We start from the raw sequence: 18,579 nt of genomic DNA on the forward strand, positions 1-18,579 counted from the left end.
ATGAATGCTGAAAACGCCTTGAAACTTGCTCGCCGGTTTATCGGGTTGCCTTTGGACAAGCGCCAGATGTTCCTGGCGGCGCTGGACAAGGAGGGCGTGGATTTCAACAGCTTTCCCATTCCCCAGGGCGTCGAAGCCGAGGATCGCCAGGCCCTGTCCTATGCCCAGCAGCGCATGTGGTTTCTCTGGCAGTTGGATCCCGAAAGCGGCGCCTACAACCTGCCCGGGGCGGTGCGGCTCAAGGGCGCGTTGAGCCTGTCGTCGCTGGAGCAGGCTTTTGCCAGTTTGGTGGCGCGTCATGAAACCCTGCGCACGGTGTTCCGGCGCCAGGCCGACGACAGCCTCTTGCAAGTGGCGACCGATGCGCCGCTGCTGATCGAGCATCAGGACCTCAGCGGCTTGCCGGCAGGCAATCGCGAGCAAGCGGTGCGCCAGGCTGCGCAAGCACAATCGATGCGGCCCTTCGACCTGTCCAGCGGCCCCTTGCTGCGGGGCGAGTTGCTCAAGCTCGATGCGCAGGAGCACGTACTGCTGTTGACCCTGCACCACATCGTCTCCGATGGCTGGTCGATGAACGTGCTGATCGAAGAGTTCATCCGCTGCTACGACGCCCACGAAGCCGGCGTGCCGCCGCAACTGGCCGATTTGCCGATCCAGTACAGCGACTACGCGCTGTGGCAGCGCCGTTGGCTGGAGGCCGGTGAGCAGGGCCGACAACTGGCGTACTGGCAGGCCCAGTTGGGTGATGAGCATCCGGTGCTGGAATTGCCCACCGACCATTCGCGCCCGGCCATGCCAAGCTATCGCGGCAGCCGTTATGAATTCGCCATCGAGCCGGGGTTGGCGGAGCAACTGCGCAGCACGGCCCAGCAGCAGGGCGTCACGCTGTTCATGCTGCTGCTCGGCGCGTTCAACGTGCTGTTGCATCGCTACAGCGGCCAGTCCGACATCCGCGTGGGCGTGCCGATTGCCAACCGCAACCGCGACGAAATCGAAGGCCTGATCGGTTTCTTCGTCAACACCCAGGTGCTGCGCACCGAATTGGATGGCCAGATCCGGGTCGACGAGTTGCTGCGCCGGGTCAAGGAGACCGCGCTCGGTGCCCAGGCCCACCAGGACCTGCCTTTCGAGCGCCTGGTCGAGGCATTGAAATTGGAGCGCAGCCTCAGCCATACGCCGCTGTTCCAGGTGATGTACAACCATCAGCCCCAAGTGGCGGATGTCACCACGATCCGAACGGCGTCCGGGCTGGAACTGGACATGATCGAGTGGCAGACCCGCACCACCCAATTCGACTTGACCCTGGACACTTACGAAAAAGCAGGCACGTTGCGCGCCGCGCTGACTTATTCCGAGGACCTGTTCGAGGCGCCGACCGTCGCGCGCATGGCGCGGCATTGGCTGCGATTGCTCGCGGCGATGATTGCCGATCCGTCCCGGCGTGTCGGGGAGCTGGCGCTGCTTGATGCCGACGAGCACGCCACTCTGGTTTATGACTGGAACGCCACGGCCCAACGCTACCCGACCGAACTGTGCATGCATCAGTTGATCGAAGCCCAGGTGGCGCGCACTCCGCACGCTCAGGCGCTGGTGTTTGGCGACCAGAGCCTGACCTACGCCCAGCTCGATGCCCGCGCCAACCGTCTGGCCCATCTGCTGCGCGGACGCGGTGTACGAGCGGACAGCTTGGTGGGCATCTGCATCGAGCGTTCGGTTGAGATGGTGCTTGGCCTGCTGGCGATCCACAAGGCCGGCGGTGCCTACGTGCCGCTGGATCCGGAATATCCGCAGGATCGCCTGGCCTACATGATCGAGGACAGCGGCATCGGCTTGCTGCTGACCCAGCGCGCGCTGTCGGCGGGGCTGCCGACCGAGGGGATCGAGGTCATCGCGCTCGACCAACCGGACGGTTGGCTCGACGGTTACAGCGACAGTCGACCCGACGTCGCGGTCGACCCGCTGAACTTGGCTTACGTGATCTACACCTCTGGTTCCACCGGCAAACCCAAGGGCGCGGGCAACAGCCACGCGGCACTGGTCAATCGCTTGTGCTGGATGCAACAGGCGTATGGCCTGGATGGCAGCGACGCGGTGTTGCACAAAACCCCGTTCAGTTTCGACGTGTCGGTGTGGGAGTTCTTCTGGCCGCTGATGACCGGAGCACGCTTGGTGATTGCCGCGCCCGGTGCCCATCGTGATCCGCGGCAACTGATCGATAGCATCAACCGTCATCGCATCAGCACGCTGCACTTCGTGCCGTCGATGCTGCAGGCCTTCATCCATGAACCTGGCGTGGAATCCTGCGAAAGCTTGAAGCGTATCGTCTGCAGTGGTGAAGCCTTGCCGCTGGATGCGCAGCAGCAGATCTTCGCCAAACTACCGGACGCAGCGCTCTACAACCTGTACGGCCCGACCGAAGCGGCCATCGATGTGACCCATTGGACTTGCGTAGATGAGGGCGCCGATTGCGTACCGATCGGCCAGCCCATCGCCAACCTGCGTACCCATGTGCTCGACGCCGATCTGTCGCCGGTACCGTGGGGCGTGGCGGGCGAGTTGTACCTGGGCGGGGCGGGGCTGGCGCGCAGTTATCACCAGCGTCCGACGCTGACCGCCGAGCGTTTCGTGCCGTGCCCGTTCCATGACGGCGCGCGCCTGTACCGCACCGGCGACCGCGTGCGCCAGCGCGCCGACGGTGTGATCGAATACCTTGGCCGTCTCGATCATCAGGTCAAGCTGCGCGGCCTGCGCATCGAACTGGGGGAAATCGAAGCCCGTCTCCTGCAACATCCACTGGTGCGCGAGGCCGTGGTACTGGTGCAGGACGGCAAGCATCTGGTGGGCTACCTGGTGCTGGAAAACGGCGACCCGCACGAGCAGTGGCAACAGGACCTCAAGGCCTGGCTGCTCACCGGCCTGCCGGAATACATGGTGCCGACCTACCTGATGCCATTGGCCGGCCTGCCCGTGACCGCCAACGGTAAGCTCGATCGCAAGGCCTTGCCACAACCCGACGCCGCGCCCCGGCAAACATTCATCGCCCCGCAAGATGCACTGCAAACCGTCTTGGCTGAAATCTGGCAGAGCGTGCTTGGCGTTGAGCGCGTCGGTCTCGAAGACAACTTCTTCGAACTGGGCGGCGATTCGATCATTTCCATCCAAGTGGTGAGCCGCGCACGACAGGTTGGTGTGCATATTCATCCCCGCGACCTGTTCCAGTACCAGACCGTGCGCAGCCTGGCGCTGGTCGCCCGCCACGACAACCACAGCGCCCTGGACCAAGGTCCGGTCACTGGCGATGCCATGCTCGGGCCGATCCAGCAGCAGTTTTTCGCCCAGGCGATGCAGGCCCGCGAACACTGGAACCAATCGCTGTTGCTGACCCCACGCGAACCGATGAATGCACAATGGCTCGACGCGGCGCTGACCTGCGTCATCAACCACCACGACGCCTTGCGCCTGCGCTTCGTCGAAGACTCCGACGGTTGGCGGCAGAGCCATGCCGCGTTTTTGCAAAGCGCCGACCTGTGGCAACGCGATGCCCGATCCATCGAGCACCTGAATGCGCTGTGCGACGAGGCGCAGCGCAGCCTGGACCTGCAAGACGGGCCACTGGTGCGCGCCATGCTGGTGAACCTGGCCGACGGCAGCCAGCGCCTGGCGCTGGTTATCCATCACTTGGTGGTGGACGGCGTGTCATGGCGCGTGCTGCTGGAAGATTTGCAGCAGGCCTACGAGCAACTGGCGGCCGGTGGCGGCGTTACGTTGCCGGCCAAGACCAGCGCCTTCCAGAGTTGGACGGCGCGTCTGAGGGCCGAAGCATCGCGCTTCGATGACCAGTCGGCCTATTGGAAAAACCAGCACGAGGCCGCGTGGGACCTGCCATGCGAACGCCCGCAGGGCAGCTTGCAAAACATCCACGGCGAGAAAATCCAATGGCGCCTGGAGGCCGAACTGACCCGGCAACTGCTGCAACAGGCGCCCGCTGCCTATCGCACCCAGGTCAACGACCTGCTACTCACCGCGCTGACTCGCACCATCAGCCGTTGGAGCGGGCAGCCAAGCACATTGATCGAGCTCGAAGGTCATGGCCGCGAAGACCTTTTCGATGACATCGACCTGACCCGCACGGTGGGTTGGCTGACCAGCCTGTTCCCGGTCAAGCTGACCGCCACCGAGGACATCGGCGGCTCGATCAAGACCATCAAGGAGCAACTGCGCAGCGTCCCGGACAAGGGCCTGGGCTACGGCGTGCTGCGTCATCTGGCAGCGCCGTCGGTGCAAGCCCAATGGACGGATCTGGCGCCTGCGCGCATCACTTTCAATTACCTCGGCCAGTTCGACCGCCAGTTCGATGAGGCGGCGCTGTTCCTGCCGTCCGGCGAAGGCAGTGGCGTCGCCCAGGACCCGACGGCACCGCTGGCCAACTGGCTGACGGTGGAAGGGCAGGTGCATGGCGGCGAGCTGGCGATGAGCTGGGGCTTCAGCCGTGACATGTTCGACAGCACGACCGTGCAGCAACTGGCCGATCAATACGCCGTCGAGCTCAAGGCGCTGATCGACCATTGCGTCAACCTGGCGGAACCGCAAGCCACGCCGTCGGACTTTCCGCTGGCGCGGATCACCCAATCGCAACTCGATCATCTGCCAGTGGCGGCCGGTCAGTTGGATGATGTCTATCCGCTGTCGCCGATGCAGCAGGGCTTGTTGTTCCACACGTTGTACGAGCAGGCGGCTGGCGAATACGTCAATCAATTGCGGGTGGACGTGCAAGGCCTGGATGCCGAGCGCTTCCGTGCGGCGTGGCAGGCCACTGTCGCGGCGCAGGATATTTTGCGCAGCGGCTTCGTCTGGGAAGGTGAATGGCCGCAACCGCTGCAGATCGTTCACAAGCAGGTGCAGTTGCCGTTCACGGTACTGGACTGGCGCGAGCATGCCGACCCGGCCCACGCCCTCGCCGCGTTGGCCGAGGCCGAGCGTGCCCAAGGTTTCGACTTGAGCCAGGCGCCGCTGTTGCGCCTGGTGCTGGTGCAGACCGGAGCGGCGCAATGGCATTTGATCTACACCCATCACCACATCCTGATGGATGGCTGGAGCAACTCGCAGTTGCTCGGCGAGGTGATGCAGCGCTACAACGGCCGCGCCCCGGCCAGCACTGTTGGGCGTTATCGCGACTACATCGCTTGGCTGCAACGCCAGGACGGCCAGCTCAGCCAGGATTTCTGGAGCGCACAGCTGGCCCCGTTGCAAGAGCCGACCCGACTCGCCCGCGCGGCCTCGGACAGCGGCGAGAGCGGTCACGGCGATCATTTCCTGACCCTCGACATGCCGCGCACCCAGGCACTGGAGTCGTTTGCCCGCCAGCAGAAAATCACCCTCAACACGCTGGTGCAAGCGGCTTGGCTGCTGTTGCTGCAACGCTATACCGGGCACCCGACCGTGACGTTTGGCGCGACGGTTGCCGGTCGTCCGGCGGATCTGCCGGGGATCGAGCAGCAGGTCGGCCTGTTCATCAACACCTTGCCGGTCATCGGCCGCCCGCGTCCGGACCAGACGGTCGGCCAGTGGCTGCAAACGGTGCAGGACCAGAACCTGAGCCTGCGGGAGTTCGAACACACGCCGCTGGCGGACATCCAGCGTTGGGCCGGGCAGGGCGGCGAGGCGCTGTTCGACAACCTCTTGGTATTCGAAAACTATCCGATTGCCCAGGCTTTGCAGCAAGGCACTGCCAGCGATGTCACATTCGGCGACGTTGCCAACCGTGAGCAGACGCATTACGCCCTGAGCGTGGCGGTTACCCTCGGCGAACAATTGGCGCTGCACTTCAGTTACGAGCGTCGGCAGTTCGCCGACGAGATGATTGATCACATCGGCACTCATCTGCTGCATCTGCTTGAGCAATTCAGCCAGGACGCCGGACGCAATCTGGGTGAAATCGCCCTGGCCAGCGGTGCCGAACATGCGCGCCAACGTGCCGACAACCACCCGCAGCCGTACCCGGTAAACATCCCCGTGCACCAGCGCATCGCCGCGCTGGCCGCCGAGGGCCCGCAACGCACGGCGGTGATTTTCAACGACCGACACGTCAGCTACGGCGAGATCGATCGGCGCGCGAACCAACTGGCCCACACCTTGATCAGCCGCGGCGTCGGCCCGGAAACCCGAGTCGGCGTGGCCCTGCCGCGCAGCGAAGAGGTGATCGTCACGCTGTTGGCGGTGCTCAAGGCCGGCGCTGCCTACGTGCCGTTGGACGTGAGCTATCCCCGCGAACGCCTGGCTTATTTGATGAAGGACGCCGGGTTGGCGCTGCTGGTCAGCGATTCCTCGGTATCGGCCCAGTTGCCCGTGGATGAGTCCTTGCCGTTGCTGGAGCTGGACCGTATCGATCTGCGCGAACTGCCGACCAGCGCGCCCGACGTCCAACTCGACCCGCACAACCTGGCCTACGTGATCTACACCTCCGGTTCCACTGGCAACCCCAAGGGTGTCAGCGTGGCCCACGGTCCGCTGGCGATGCACTGCCAGGCCATTGGCGAGCGTTATGAAATGCGCGACAGCGATTGCGAATTCCATTTCATGTCGTTCGCGTTCGACGGCGCCCACGAGCGCTGGCTCACCAGCCTGACCCACGGTGCGTCGCTGCTGATTCGCGACGACAGCCTTTGGACCCCGGAGCAAACCTACAACGCCATGCACGAGCACGGTGTGACGGTGGTGGCGTTCCCGCCGGTGTACCTGCAACAACTGGCCGAGCACGCCGAGCGTGAAGGCAACCCGCCGAAGGTGCGCATCTATTGCTTCGGCGGCGACGCGGTGCCCAACGCCAGTTTCGAGCGGGTCAAGCGCGCCTTGCGTCCTGAGTACATCATCAACGGTTACGGTCCGACCGAAACGGTGGTCACGCCGCTGATCTGGAAGGCCGGTCGCGAGGCGTGTTGTGGCGCTGCCTACGCGCCCATCGGCAGCCGCATCGGCGACCGCAGTGCCTACGTGCTCGATGCCGACCTTAACCTGTTGCCCCAAGGCATGGCCGGTGAGCTGTATCTGGGCGGCACGGGATTGGCTCGCGGTTACCTGAACCGACCGGGGCTGACCGCCGAGCGTTTTGTCGCCGACCCGTTCAGCGCCGGCGGCTTGCTGTATCGCACCGGAGACCTGGTGCGCCAGCGCGCCGACGGCACTTTCGATTACCTGGACCGCATCGACAACCAAGTGAAGATCCGTGGTTTCCGCATCGAACTCGGTGAAATCGAAGCCAGTCTGCAAGCCCTCGATGGCGTGCGCGAAGCGGTGGTCGTGGCCCAGGAAGGCACCGCCGGCAGCGGCAAGCGTCTGGTCGCCTATGTGGTGGCGGCAGAACCTGCCCGTGAAGACTTCGCCGAGCACTTGCGTGAGCAGCTCAAGGCGACGTTGCCGGCGCACATGATTCCGGCCTATCTGCTGCTGCTCGAATGCCTGCCGCTGACCCCCAACGGCAAGCTCGACCGCAAGAACCTGCCCAAGCCCGACGCCAGCCAATCGCAACACGCCTACCTGGCGCCGCGCACTGCGCTGGAACAGCAACTGGCGGCGATCTGGCAGGACGTGCTCAAGCTTGAACGCGTGGGCCTGCGGGATAATTTCTTCGAACTGGGCGGCGATTCCATCGTCTCGATCCAGTTGGTCAGCCGCGCCCGCCAGGCCGGTATGCACTTCACGCCCAAGGACCTGTTCCAGCACCAGACCCTGGAAACACTCGCCACCGTGGTTCGCCAGGGTGAAGGCGCCCAAGTCATCGATCAGGGTCCGGTGACCGGTGAACTGGCGCTGTTGCCGGTGCAGCGGGTGTTCTTCGAACAGGCGATACCGCAGCGTCATCACTGGAACCAGGCGGTGATGCTCAAGGCGACCGAACGCCTGGATGCATCGGTTTTGAACCAGGCTTTGAATGCGTTGTTAGAACATCATGATGGCCTGCGCTTGAGCTTCACCGAGCAGGCCGAAGGCTGGAGGGCGGTTTACCGTCTCGCCGACATTCAATGCCAAGACCTGCTCTGGACTGTGGACGCACCTGATGCGCAGGCCTTGCAAGGCATCGCCAATGAGGCCCAACGCAGCCTGGACCTGCAAGATGGGCCGTTGCTGCGGGCAGTCCTGGCGACGCTGGGCGATGGTACCCAGCGGTTGTTGCTGGCGGTGCACCACTTGGTGATCGACGGCGTGTCGTGGCGAATCCTGTTCGAGGACCTGCAAACCGCCTATCGTCAGTTGTCCAGCGGTGCGGCGCTGCGACTGCCGCTGAAGACCACCTCCGCGCAGGCCTGGGCCGAGCGCCTGCAAGCGCATGCCGGCAGCAACCGGCTGGCGCAGGAACTGGCGTTCTGGCAAGCCCAGCTCGAAGACGTCGATGCCTCGTTGCCGATGGATAACCCGGCGGGCGGCCAGCAGAACCGCCTGGCCGTGACGGTGCGCACACGACTCGACGCCACGCTGACCCGGCAACTGCTGCAAGACGCGCCCAAGGCTTATCGCACCCAGGTCAACGACCTGCTGCTCACCGCGCTGGCGCGGGTGATGGTGCGCTGGACCGGCAGCGACAGTGCGCTGATCCAGCTTGAAGGCCATGGCCGCGAAGCCTTGTTCGACGACGTCGATCTGACTCGCACCGTCGGCTGGTTCACCAGCCTGTACCCGGCGCGGCTCACGCCTCGGGCGGACTTGGGCGATTGCCTCAAGCAGATCAAGGAACAACTGCGGGCGATGCCCGACAAGGGCCTCGGTTTCGGCGCCCTGGCCCATCTGGCGGATGACGCGACGCGGGCGATCCTGGCCGGGCTGCCGACGCCCAGCCTGACCTTCAACTACCTGGGCCAGTTCGACGCCAGCTTCAACGAAGCCGACGGCGCTTTGTTCGTGCTGGCCGACGAAGCCGCCGGCGATGAGCTGGACGCCGAAGCACCGCTGTCCAATGCGCTGGCCTTGAACGGCCAGGTGTTCCGCGGCGAACTGGACCTGGGCTGGACCTTCAGCCGCGAGCAGTTCAACGAGTCCACCATCCAGGCGCTGGCCGACGATTATGGGATGGAACTGCAGCGGCTGATCGAGCATTGCTGCCGGGGCGAGCACAGCGGCGTGACGCCGTCGGACTTCCCGCTGGCGAGCCTGAACCAGCAGCAACTGGACGGACTGGCGCTACCTCCAGCGCAGATCGTCGACCTGTATCCGTTGTCACCGATGCAACAAGGCATGCTCTTCCATGGTGTGTATGGCGACGCGAGCGGCGACTACATCAACCAACTGCGCCTGGACGTCGAAGGGCTTGATCCGGAACGCTTCCGCCAGGCCTGGCAAGCGGCGGTGGATGCCCATGACATCCTGCGCACGCGGTTTGTCTGGCAGGGTGATTTGCCGGCGCCGGTGCAAGTGGTCAGCAAGTACCTGCAACTGCCTTACAACGTGCAGGATCTGCGCGGTGAGTTATCGCCTGACCAGACCCTGCGGGCCCTGGCCGATGCCGAACGCCAGCAACTTCACTTGAGTGCGCCTGCCCTGATGCGGCTGATGATCGTGCGTCTCGACGAGCAGCGTTATCACCTGATCTACAGCCACCATCACATCCTCATGGACGGCTGGAGCAACTCGCAGTTGCTCGGCGAAGTGCTGCAACGCTACAGCGGGCAATCCGTTGCCGTATCGGGCGGTCGTTATCGGGACTACATCGCCTGGCTGCAACGCCAGGACGCGGCGGTCAGCGAAGCGTTCTGGAAACCTTTGCTGCAACGCATGGAGGCGCCGACGCGGCTGGCTGACGCGGTGGCCAAACCAACGGACTCTGGGGTTGGTTATGGCGATCATGTGCAGGTGCTGGACGAAGCCCTGACCCGTCGCCTGGAAACCTTTGCCAGATCTTCGAAGGTCACGGTCAACACGCTGGTGCAGGCCGCCTGGTTGCTGCTGTTGCAGCGCTACACCGGTCGGGAAACGGTTGCCTTCGGTGCGACGGTGGCCGGTCGTCCGGCGGACCTGCCTGGCATCGAGCAGCAGATCGGTTTGTTCATCAACACCTTGCCGGTGATCGCCAGCCCTCGGGCCGAGCAGTCTTTGGACAGTTGGCTGCAAGCGGTGCAAGCGCAGAACCTCGCCTTGCGCGAGTTCGAGCACACCGCGTTGCTGGACATCCAGCGCTGGGCCGGGCAGGGCGGCGACGCGTTGTTCGACAGTTTGCTGGTGTTCGAGAACTACCCGATCGCCGAGGCCTTGGAGCAGGGCGCACCGGACGGTTTGCGTTTTGGTTCGCCGATCACCCAGGAACAGACCAACTATCCGTTGACGCTGTTGGTGGGGCTGGAGCGGCAGTTGTCGGTGCATATGAGTTATCAGCGGGCGAGCTTCTCGGCGGTTACCGTGGAGCGGTTGGCGGGGCATTTGGCTCAGTTGCTCGGACAGATGACGGCTAATGGCGAGCGGTGCTTGGGTGAACTGTCGATGCTGGAATTCGATGAACACCAGCGCCTGATCCATGACTGGAATCCGGTGGATGCGCCGTTCGAGCAAGACCTATGCATCCATCAATTGATTGCCCGCCAAGCCGAAGCCTCGCCGGATGCCTTGGCGGTGACGTTCAATGATATTCGCCTGAGCTACAGCGAACTCGACGGCCGCGCCAATCGCCTGGCCCATAAACTGATCGAGCTGGGCGTCGGCCCGGAAGTGCGCGTGGGCGTGGCGATGCCGCGCTCCGAGCAACTGCTGATCGCCTTGCTGGCGGTGCTCAAGGCTGGCGGCGCGTACGTGCCTCTGGACCCGGATTACCCGGCCGAGCGCGTGGCCTACATGCTCGACGACAGTCGGGCGAAGGTGCTGTTGACCGAGCAGGCTGTGGCGCAGACGTTGACCGTTCCGGCTGGAACCGAAGTGCTGATGCTGGATCGGGTTGAGTTGACCTCATATCCCTTGAAAGCGCCGGACACAGCGGTCACACCGGACAACCTCGCCTACGTCATCTACACCTCCGGTTCCACCGGCAAACCTAAAGGCGTGGCCATCGCCCACCGCAACGTTCTGGCGCTGATCGACTGGTCGAAAACCGTCTACTGCCGCGACGACATCCAAGGCGTACTCGCCTCGACCTCGGTGTGTTTCGACCTGTCGGTGTGGGAGCTGTTCGTGACCCTGGCCAACGGCGGTTCGCTGATCATCGCCCGCAATGCCCTGGAACTGCCGCACCTGCCGGCCCGCGACCAGGTGCGCCTGATCAACACCGTGCCCTCGGCCATCGCCGCGTTGCAGCGCAGTGGGGAAATTCCTCAGAGCGTGCGCATCATCAACCTGGCCGGTGAGCCGCTGAAGCAAAGCCTGGTGGATGCCCTCTACCCCACACCCCTAACCTGTGGGAGCGAGCCTGCTCGCGAAAGCGGTGGGTCAGGCAACCCGATGCAAACTGACAGGACGCCTTCGCGAGCAGGCTCGCTCCCACAAGGGGGGGAGCATGTCCATGGCATCATCAACCTGGCCGGTGAGCCGCTGAAGCAAAGCCTGGTGGATGCCCTCTACCCCACACCCCTAACCTGTGGGAGCGAGCCTGCTCGCGAAAGCGGTGGGTCAGGCAACCCGATGCAAACTGACAGGACGCCTTCGCGAGCAGGCTCGCTCCCACAAGGGGGGGAGCATGTCCATGGCATCATCAACCTGGCCGGTGAGCCGCTGAAGCAAAGCCTGGTGGATGCCCTCTACCCCACACCCCTAACCTGTGGGAGCGAGCCTGCTCGCGAAAGCGGTGGGTCAGGCAATCCGATGCAAACTGACAGGACGCCTTCGCGAGCAGGCTCGCTCCCACAGGGGATTGAGCATGTCTATGACCTTTATGGCCCATCGGAAGACACCACCTATTCAACCTGGACCCGCCGCACCCAAGGCGGCACGGCCAATATCGGCCGCCCACTCAAGCACACCGCCAGCTACCTGTTGGACGCCAACCTGCAACCGGTCCCCCAAGGCGTGTCCGCTGAGCTGTACCTGAGCGGCGCGGGCATCACCCGGGGTTACCTTGGCCGCGCGGCGATGACCGCCGAAAAATACGTGCCCAACCCGTTCTCCACCACCGGCGAACGCCTCTACCGCACCGGCGACCTGTGCCGTTATCGCGACGACGGTGCGCTCGAATACCAAGGCCGCATCGACCATCAGGTGAAGATCCGTGGTTTCCGTATCGAGCTGGGGGAAATCGAGGCGCGACTGTTGCAACAGCCCGAGGTCAACGAAGTCGCCGTGCTGGCCCAGGAGGGGCCGGGCGGGCAGCAGTTGGTGGCCTATGTGGTGGCTTCGGCGGATGCCGACACCCTGCGCGATCCACTCAAGGCCCGCCTCAAGGAGCATCTGCCCGACTACATGATCCCGGCGCACTGGCTGTTCCTCGATCACCTGCCGTTGACCCCCAACGGCAAACTCGACCGCAAGGCGTTGCCGGGCATCGAGGCCGGGCGCTCGAAAAACGCATACCAAGCACCCGTCAGCGAACTGGAACAGCAAGTCGCGGCGATCTGGGCCCAGGTGCTCACCGTCGAGCGCGTGGGCCTGAACGATCACTTCTTCGAGCTGGGCGGCCACTCGCTGCTGGCGGTCACCGCCGTCTCGCGCATGGCCCTCGAACTGGGGTTGAGCCTGACCCCGCAACTGCTGTTCCAGCACCCCGTCCTGCAGGATTTCGTCGCCCGACTCGACAGCACGGACGGGCCAATCAATGAAGAGAAACTGAACAAGCTGGACGCCCTGCTTGATGAAATGGAGGAAGTCTGATGGACAAGAGTGTTGCTTTGAGGGTTGCCAAGCGCTTTATCACTCTGCCGCTGGACAAACGCAGGCTGTACCTTGAGAAGATGCTGGAAGAGGGCGTCTCGCCGGCCAACCTGCCGATCCCCGAGGTGCGTTCCGGGTTCGAGCATATCCCGCTGTCCTACGCCCAGGAGCGTCAGTGGTTCCTCTGGCAAATGGAGCCGCACAGTTCGGCCTACCACATCCCCAGCGCCCTGCGTCTCAAAGGACGATTGGACGTGCCGGCGCTGGAACGCAGCTTCAACGCTTTGGTCGGGCGCCACGAAAGCTTGCGCACCACGTTCAGCGAGCACGGCGAGCAAGCCGTTCAGGTTATCCACCGGCAGATGCCCCTGAGCATCGCTGTCGAGGCGCTGCCTGCTGGTTCACCTATCAGCGAGGACGCGCGCATCAAGGCATACGTCGAAGGCGAAACCGCGCGTCCGTTCGATTTGCGCCAGGGGCCGTTGCTGCGGGTTTCGCTGTTGAAAGTCGCCGAGGACGACCACGTGCTGGTGCTGATCCAGCATCACATCATTGCCGATGGCTGGTCGATGCGCGTGTTGGTAGACGAACTGGTGCGCTGTTACGCCGCCGACACAGACGGCCAGCCGCTTGTATTGCCGGAGCTGCCGGTGCAATACGCCGACTACGCCATCTGGCAGCGCCATTGGCTGGAAGCCGGCGAGCGTGAGCGCCAGTTGGCCTATTGGGTGCAGACCCTGGGCGACGAGCAACCGGTGCTGGAGCTGCCGTTCGATCATCCGCGTCCCCCGGTGCAAAGCCTTCGTGGCGCGCGGCTGGATTTGACACTGGCGCCGGAGCTGGCTGCCTCGCTGAAACAACTGGCCCAGCGAGAAGGCGCCAGCCTGTTCATGGTTTTGCTCGCCTCGTTCCAGGCGTTGCTGCACCGCTACAGCGGCCAGCCGCAGATCCGCGTCGGCGTGCCGACGGCGAACCGCAACCGGGTCGAGACCGAAGGTCTGATCGGCTTTTTCGTCAATACCCAGGTGCTTAACGCCCACGTCGATGGGCAGCAGCCATTCGATGGCTTGCTCGCCCAGGTCAAGCAAGCGGCCATGGCGGCCCAGGCCCATCAGGATTTGCCTTTCGAGCAACTGATCGAGGCGTTGCAACCAGAGCGCAGCCTCAGCCACAGCCCGATCTTCCAGGTGATGTTCAACCACCAGAACGCCGATGCTACGGGTCGCCGGCAGACGCACCTGCCGCAACTGCGCGTCGAGGACCTGACGTGGGAAGGGCGCACCGCCCAGTTCGACTTGACCCTCGGTACCTACGAAACCGAGCAGGGCATCGTTGCGGAGCTGACCTACGCCACCGACCTCTTCGAACCGCAGACCATCGAGCGCCTGGCCGCGCATTGGCAAAACCTGCTGCAAGGCATTGTCGATGCACCCCGCCAGCGGGTCGGCGAACTGCCGCTGCTCGACCCGGCGCAACAGCGATTCACGCAACAGCAATGGCTGCGCGTCGCCGACCACGGCGCCGGAGCCGTGTGCGTGCACCAGCGCATCGCTGAACAGGCGCAGCAGAACCCCGACGCACTGGCACTGACCGGGGACGGACAATCCCTGAGCTACCGGCAATTGGACGCCCGCGCCAATCAACTGGCCCACCGCTTGATTGATCTGGGCGTGTCCCCTGGCGAGCTGGTGGGCATCGCGGTGGAGCGCAGCATTGAGATGATTGTCGGCCTGCTGGCGATCCTCAAGGCCGGCGGCGCCTACGTACCGCTGGACCCGGCGTATCCCGAGGATCGCCTGGCCTACATGATCGAAGACAGCGGCATCGGGTTGCTGCTGACCCAGGCCCGTTTGCAGGCGCGATTGCCGATCCCGTCGACGCTCCGGACCCTGCTGCTCGATCAGCGGGACGCCGCGCTGCAAGAGGCTCCGAAAACCTGCCCGGCCGTATCGCCGACCGGCGAGCACCTGGCCTACGTCATCTACACCTCCGGCTCCACCGGTAAGCCCAAGGGCGTGATGGTGCGCCATGGTGCGCTGAGCAATTTCATCACCAGCATGATCGCCCAGCCGGGGCTCGCGGCGAGCGATCGCATGTTGTCGCTGACGACCTTCTCCTTCGATATTTTCGGCCTGGAAATCTACGGGCCGCTCTGCGCCGGGGCCAGCATCGTCCTGACCGGGCAGAACGTGCATCAGGATCCGCAAGCGGTGCTGGCGCTGGTCGAGCATCACGACATCAGCGTGCTGCAAGCCACGCCGTCGAGCTGGCGCATGCTGCTCGACCATGAGCGGGCATCGGTGCTCGCCGGCCGGACATTCCTGTGCGGCGGCGAAGCCTTGCCCCAGGAACTGGCGCAGCGACTGCTGGCGCTTTCGCCAAAGCTCTGGAACCTCTATGGCCCTACCGAAACCACCATCTGGTCGGCCGCGCATCCATTGAGCCCCGAGCGCGACCGGCCGTTCCTTGGCCAGCCGCTGGACAATACCGCGCTGTACATCGTCGGCGGCGACCTGACCCTCAATCCGCCCGGCGCGCCGGGTGAGCTGCTGATCGGCGGCGCCGGCCTTGCCCGTGGTTATTTCCAGCGCCCGGGGCTGACCGCCGAACGCTTCGTACCGGACCCGTTTTCCACCACCGGCGAACGGCTGTACCGCACCGGCGACCTGACCCGCTATCGCCCCGAAGGCGTGGTCGAATACCTCGGCCGCATCGACCATCAGGTGAAGATCCGCGGCCTGCGCATCGAACTCGGGGAAATCGAAGCCGCGCTGCTGGCCCAGGACAGCGTGCGCGAAACCGTGGTGGTCGCCCACGAGGGCCCGACCGGTGCGCAACTGGTGGGCTACGTCGTGCCTGCCAGCGGCGCGGTGCCGGAGCCCGATGCGCCGTTGCGCGTCGCGCTCAAGGCAGCCCTCAAGGCGCAGTTGCCGGACTACATGGTCCCGGCGCACCTGTTGTTCCTGGCCCGATTGCCACTGACACCCAATGGCAAGATCGATCGCAAGGCCTTGCCGGCGCCCGACGCCAGCGATCTGCAACAGGCCTACGTGGCGCCTCGCAGTGAGGTCGAGCAACAAGTCGCGGCGATCTGGCAGGACGTGCTCAAGCTTGAGCGCGCGGGCCTGGAGGACAACTTCTTCGAATTGGGCGGGCATTCGCTGCTAGTGACCCAAGTGGTCTCGCGAATCCGTCGGGTGCTGGGCATCGAGGTGCCGCTGCGCAGCCTGTTCGAACACAGCACCTTGCAGGCGTTTGTCGCAGCCTTCGAGGCCACGCCAGGCGAACAGGCCCCGGCAATGGTGCCGGTGCCTCGCGATGCGCCACTGCCGCTGTCGTTTGCCCAGGAACGCCAATGGTTCCTGTGGAAAATGGACCCGGACAGCGCCGCCTACAACATCCCCACGGCCCTGCGGATGCGCGGCACGCTGGACAAGGATGCGCTGCGCGAGAGTTTCGCCGCGCTGGTGGCGCGTCACGAAAGTTTGCGCACCGTATTCGCCGAAGAGGATGGCCGCACCTGCCAAGTCATTCGCGAACAGGGTGAGGTCGACTTCGTCGAGCAGCGCCTGGAAGAGGATGAGATCCAGGCCTTTGTCGAACAGCAGACACAGCGTCCCTTCGATCTGTTGACTGATTCATTGCTGCGCGTGGCACTGCTGGAGGTGGATGAGCAGGATCACATCCTGGTGCTGACGCTGCATCACATCGTCTCCGATGGCTGGTCCTTGCAGGTGATGGTCGATGACCTGATGAGCCTGTATTCGGCGTTCGTCCAAGGCCAGCAAGCGCATCTGCCGCCATTGGCGGTGCAATACGCCGACTACGCCGTCTGGCAGCGGCAATGGATGGCGGCCGGTGAGCGGGATCGCCAATTGGCCTATTGGTCCGGGCAACTGGGCGGTGAGCAACCGCTGCTGGAACTGCCCACCGACCGTCCGCGCCCGGCGCAGCAAAGCCTGCGCGGCGCACGCCTGCCGATCAGGCTGGACGCTGCCTTGAGCGCGAACCTCAAGGCCCTGGCCCGACGGGAAAACGTCACGCTGTTCGTGCTGTTGCTCGGCTCTTTCCAGGCGCTGCTGCACCGCTACAGCGGCCAGGCCGACATCCGCGTCGGCGTGCCGATCGCCAACCGTCAACGACTGGAAACCGAGCGACTGATCGGTTTCTTCGTCAACACTCAGGTCCTGCGCAGCGAGTTTCACAATGGGCTGACCGGCGCCGCTCTGTTGCAGCAGCTCAAGCAGACGGCCCTGGCCGCGCAGATGCACCAGGACCTGCCTTTCGAGCAACTGGTGGATGTTTTGCAGCCGCAGCGCAACCTCAGCCACAGCCCGTTGTTCCAGGCGATGTTCAACCACCGCAACGAAACCGATTCGGCGTTCGCCAATGCCTTGCCGGACCTTTGCGTCGAGCCCCTGGGCTGGACGCAGCGTACCGCGCAGTTCGACCTGAGCCTGGACACGGTCGAGGGCCCGCAGGGCTTGCACGCGGCGCTGACCTATGCGACGGATCTGTTCGAGCCGGCGACCATCGAGCGCATGGCCCGGCATTGGCTCAACCTGTTGCACGAGCTGGTGCAAGACCTGCATCGCCCGGTGGTGCAGTGGGCGCTGTTGGATGAGGACGAGCGCCGGCACATGCTCAGCGACTGGAACGCGACGGCGCAGCATTACCCGCTCGACCGCAGCGTGCAAAGCCTGATCGAGGAGCAAGTGCGCCGGAACCCGGACGCGCCTGCGCTGGTCTTCGGCGAGCAGCGCCTGAACTACCGTGAACTCAACGCCCGGGCCAACCGTTTGGCCCATCGGTTGATCGACCAGGGCGTCGGCCCCGACGTGCTGGTGGGCATCGCCGTGGAGCGTTCCGTGGAGATGGTGCTGGGGCTGTTGGCGATCCTCAAGGCCGGCGGCGCCTACGTGCCCCTGGACCCCGAATATCCGCGCGATCGCCTGGCCTACATGTTCGACGACAGCGGCATCGGCTTGCTGCTGACTCAGCGACATTTAATCGATTCCTTACCGATTCCGGTAGGGCTGCGCAGCCTGGTGCTGGACCTGCCCGATGACGGCTTGTATGCCAACCGCGTCGGCAATCCAGGCGTCGAAGTCCACGGCGAAAACCTGGCTTACGTGATCTACACCTCCGGCTCCACCGGCAAGCCCAAGGGTGCGGGCAATCGCCATCGCGCCCTGGTCAACCGGCTGTGCTGGATGCAACAGGCGTATGGCCTCGATGCCTCGGACAGCGTGCTGCAAAAGACACCGTTCAGTTTCGACGTGTCGGTGTGGGAGTTTTTCTGGCCGCTGCTGACCGGTTCGACGCTGGTGGTGGCCGCGCCGGGCGCCCACCGTGACCCGGCGCAGTTGATCGACTTGATCACGGCCCAAGGCATCACCACGCTGCACTTCGTGCCGTCAATGCTCCAGGCGTTTATGCAGGACCCGCGCGTGGCCGAATGCAGCGGTTTGAAGCGGATCGTCTGCAGCGGCGAAGCGCTGCCGGTGGATGCCCAGCAGCAGGTGTTCGCCAAATTGCCGAACGCCAACCTGTACAACCTCTACGGCCCGACCGAGGCGGCCATCGACGTCACTCACTGGACCTGTGTCGAGGAGGGCCGCGACAGCGTGCCCATCGGCCAACCGATCGCCAACCTCGGCACCTACATTCTCGACGATGAATTGTCGCCGGTTCCGGTGGGGGTGACCGGCGAGTTGTATCTGGCGGGCGAAGGGCTGGCGCGGGGTTACCACCGACGCGCGGCGTTGACCGCCGAGCGCTTCGTCACCGGGCCGTTCGGCCATG

General features: G+C 64.4%; 2 protein-coding genes (1 of these 2 running past the window's edge). Both read left to right on the forward strand.

The annotated features are described in order from the left end of the window. Complete coding sequence (locus J3Q04_RS08360; protein ID WP_434606959.1) at nucleotides 1–12,774, forward strand: non-ribosomal peptide synthase/polyketide synthase; 12,774 nt, start codon at nucleotides 1–3, stop codon at nucleotides 12,772–12,774. Next, nucleotides 12,774–18,579 carry the beginning of a non-ribosomal peptide synthase/polyketide synthase gene (locus J3Q04_RS08365; RefSeq protein ID WP_434606957.1) on the forward strand. The gene runs 7,757 nt beyond the window's last position, so 5,806 of the gene's 13,563 nt are visible here — the first part of the coding sequence; its start codon is at nucleotides 12,774–12,776; its stop codon lies beyond the right edge, outside the window. Before J3Q04_RS08360 ends, J3Q04_RS08365 begins: the two co-directional genes overlap by 1 nt.

Origin of the sequence: Pseudomonas sp. D4-21 (assembly GCF_051132125.1) — a bacterium.
Classification (GTDB): Bacteria; Pseudomonadota; Gammaproteobacteria; order Pseudomonadales; family Pseudomonadaceae; genus Aquipseudomonas.

What these genes read in the sequence shown, in the direction of transcription:
- J3Q04_RS08360 (WP_434606959.1), top strand. Translation starts at nt 1, where the DNA reads ATGAATGCTGAAAACGCCTTGAAACTTGCTCGCCGGTTTATCGGGTTG.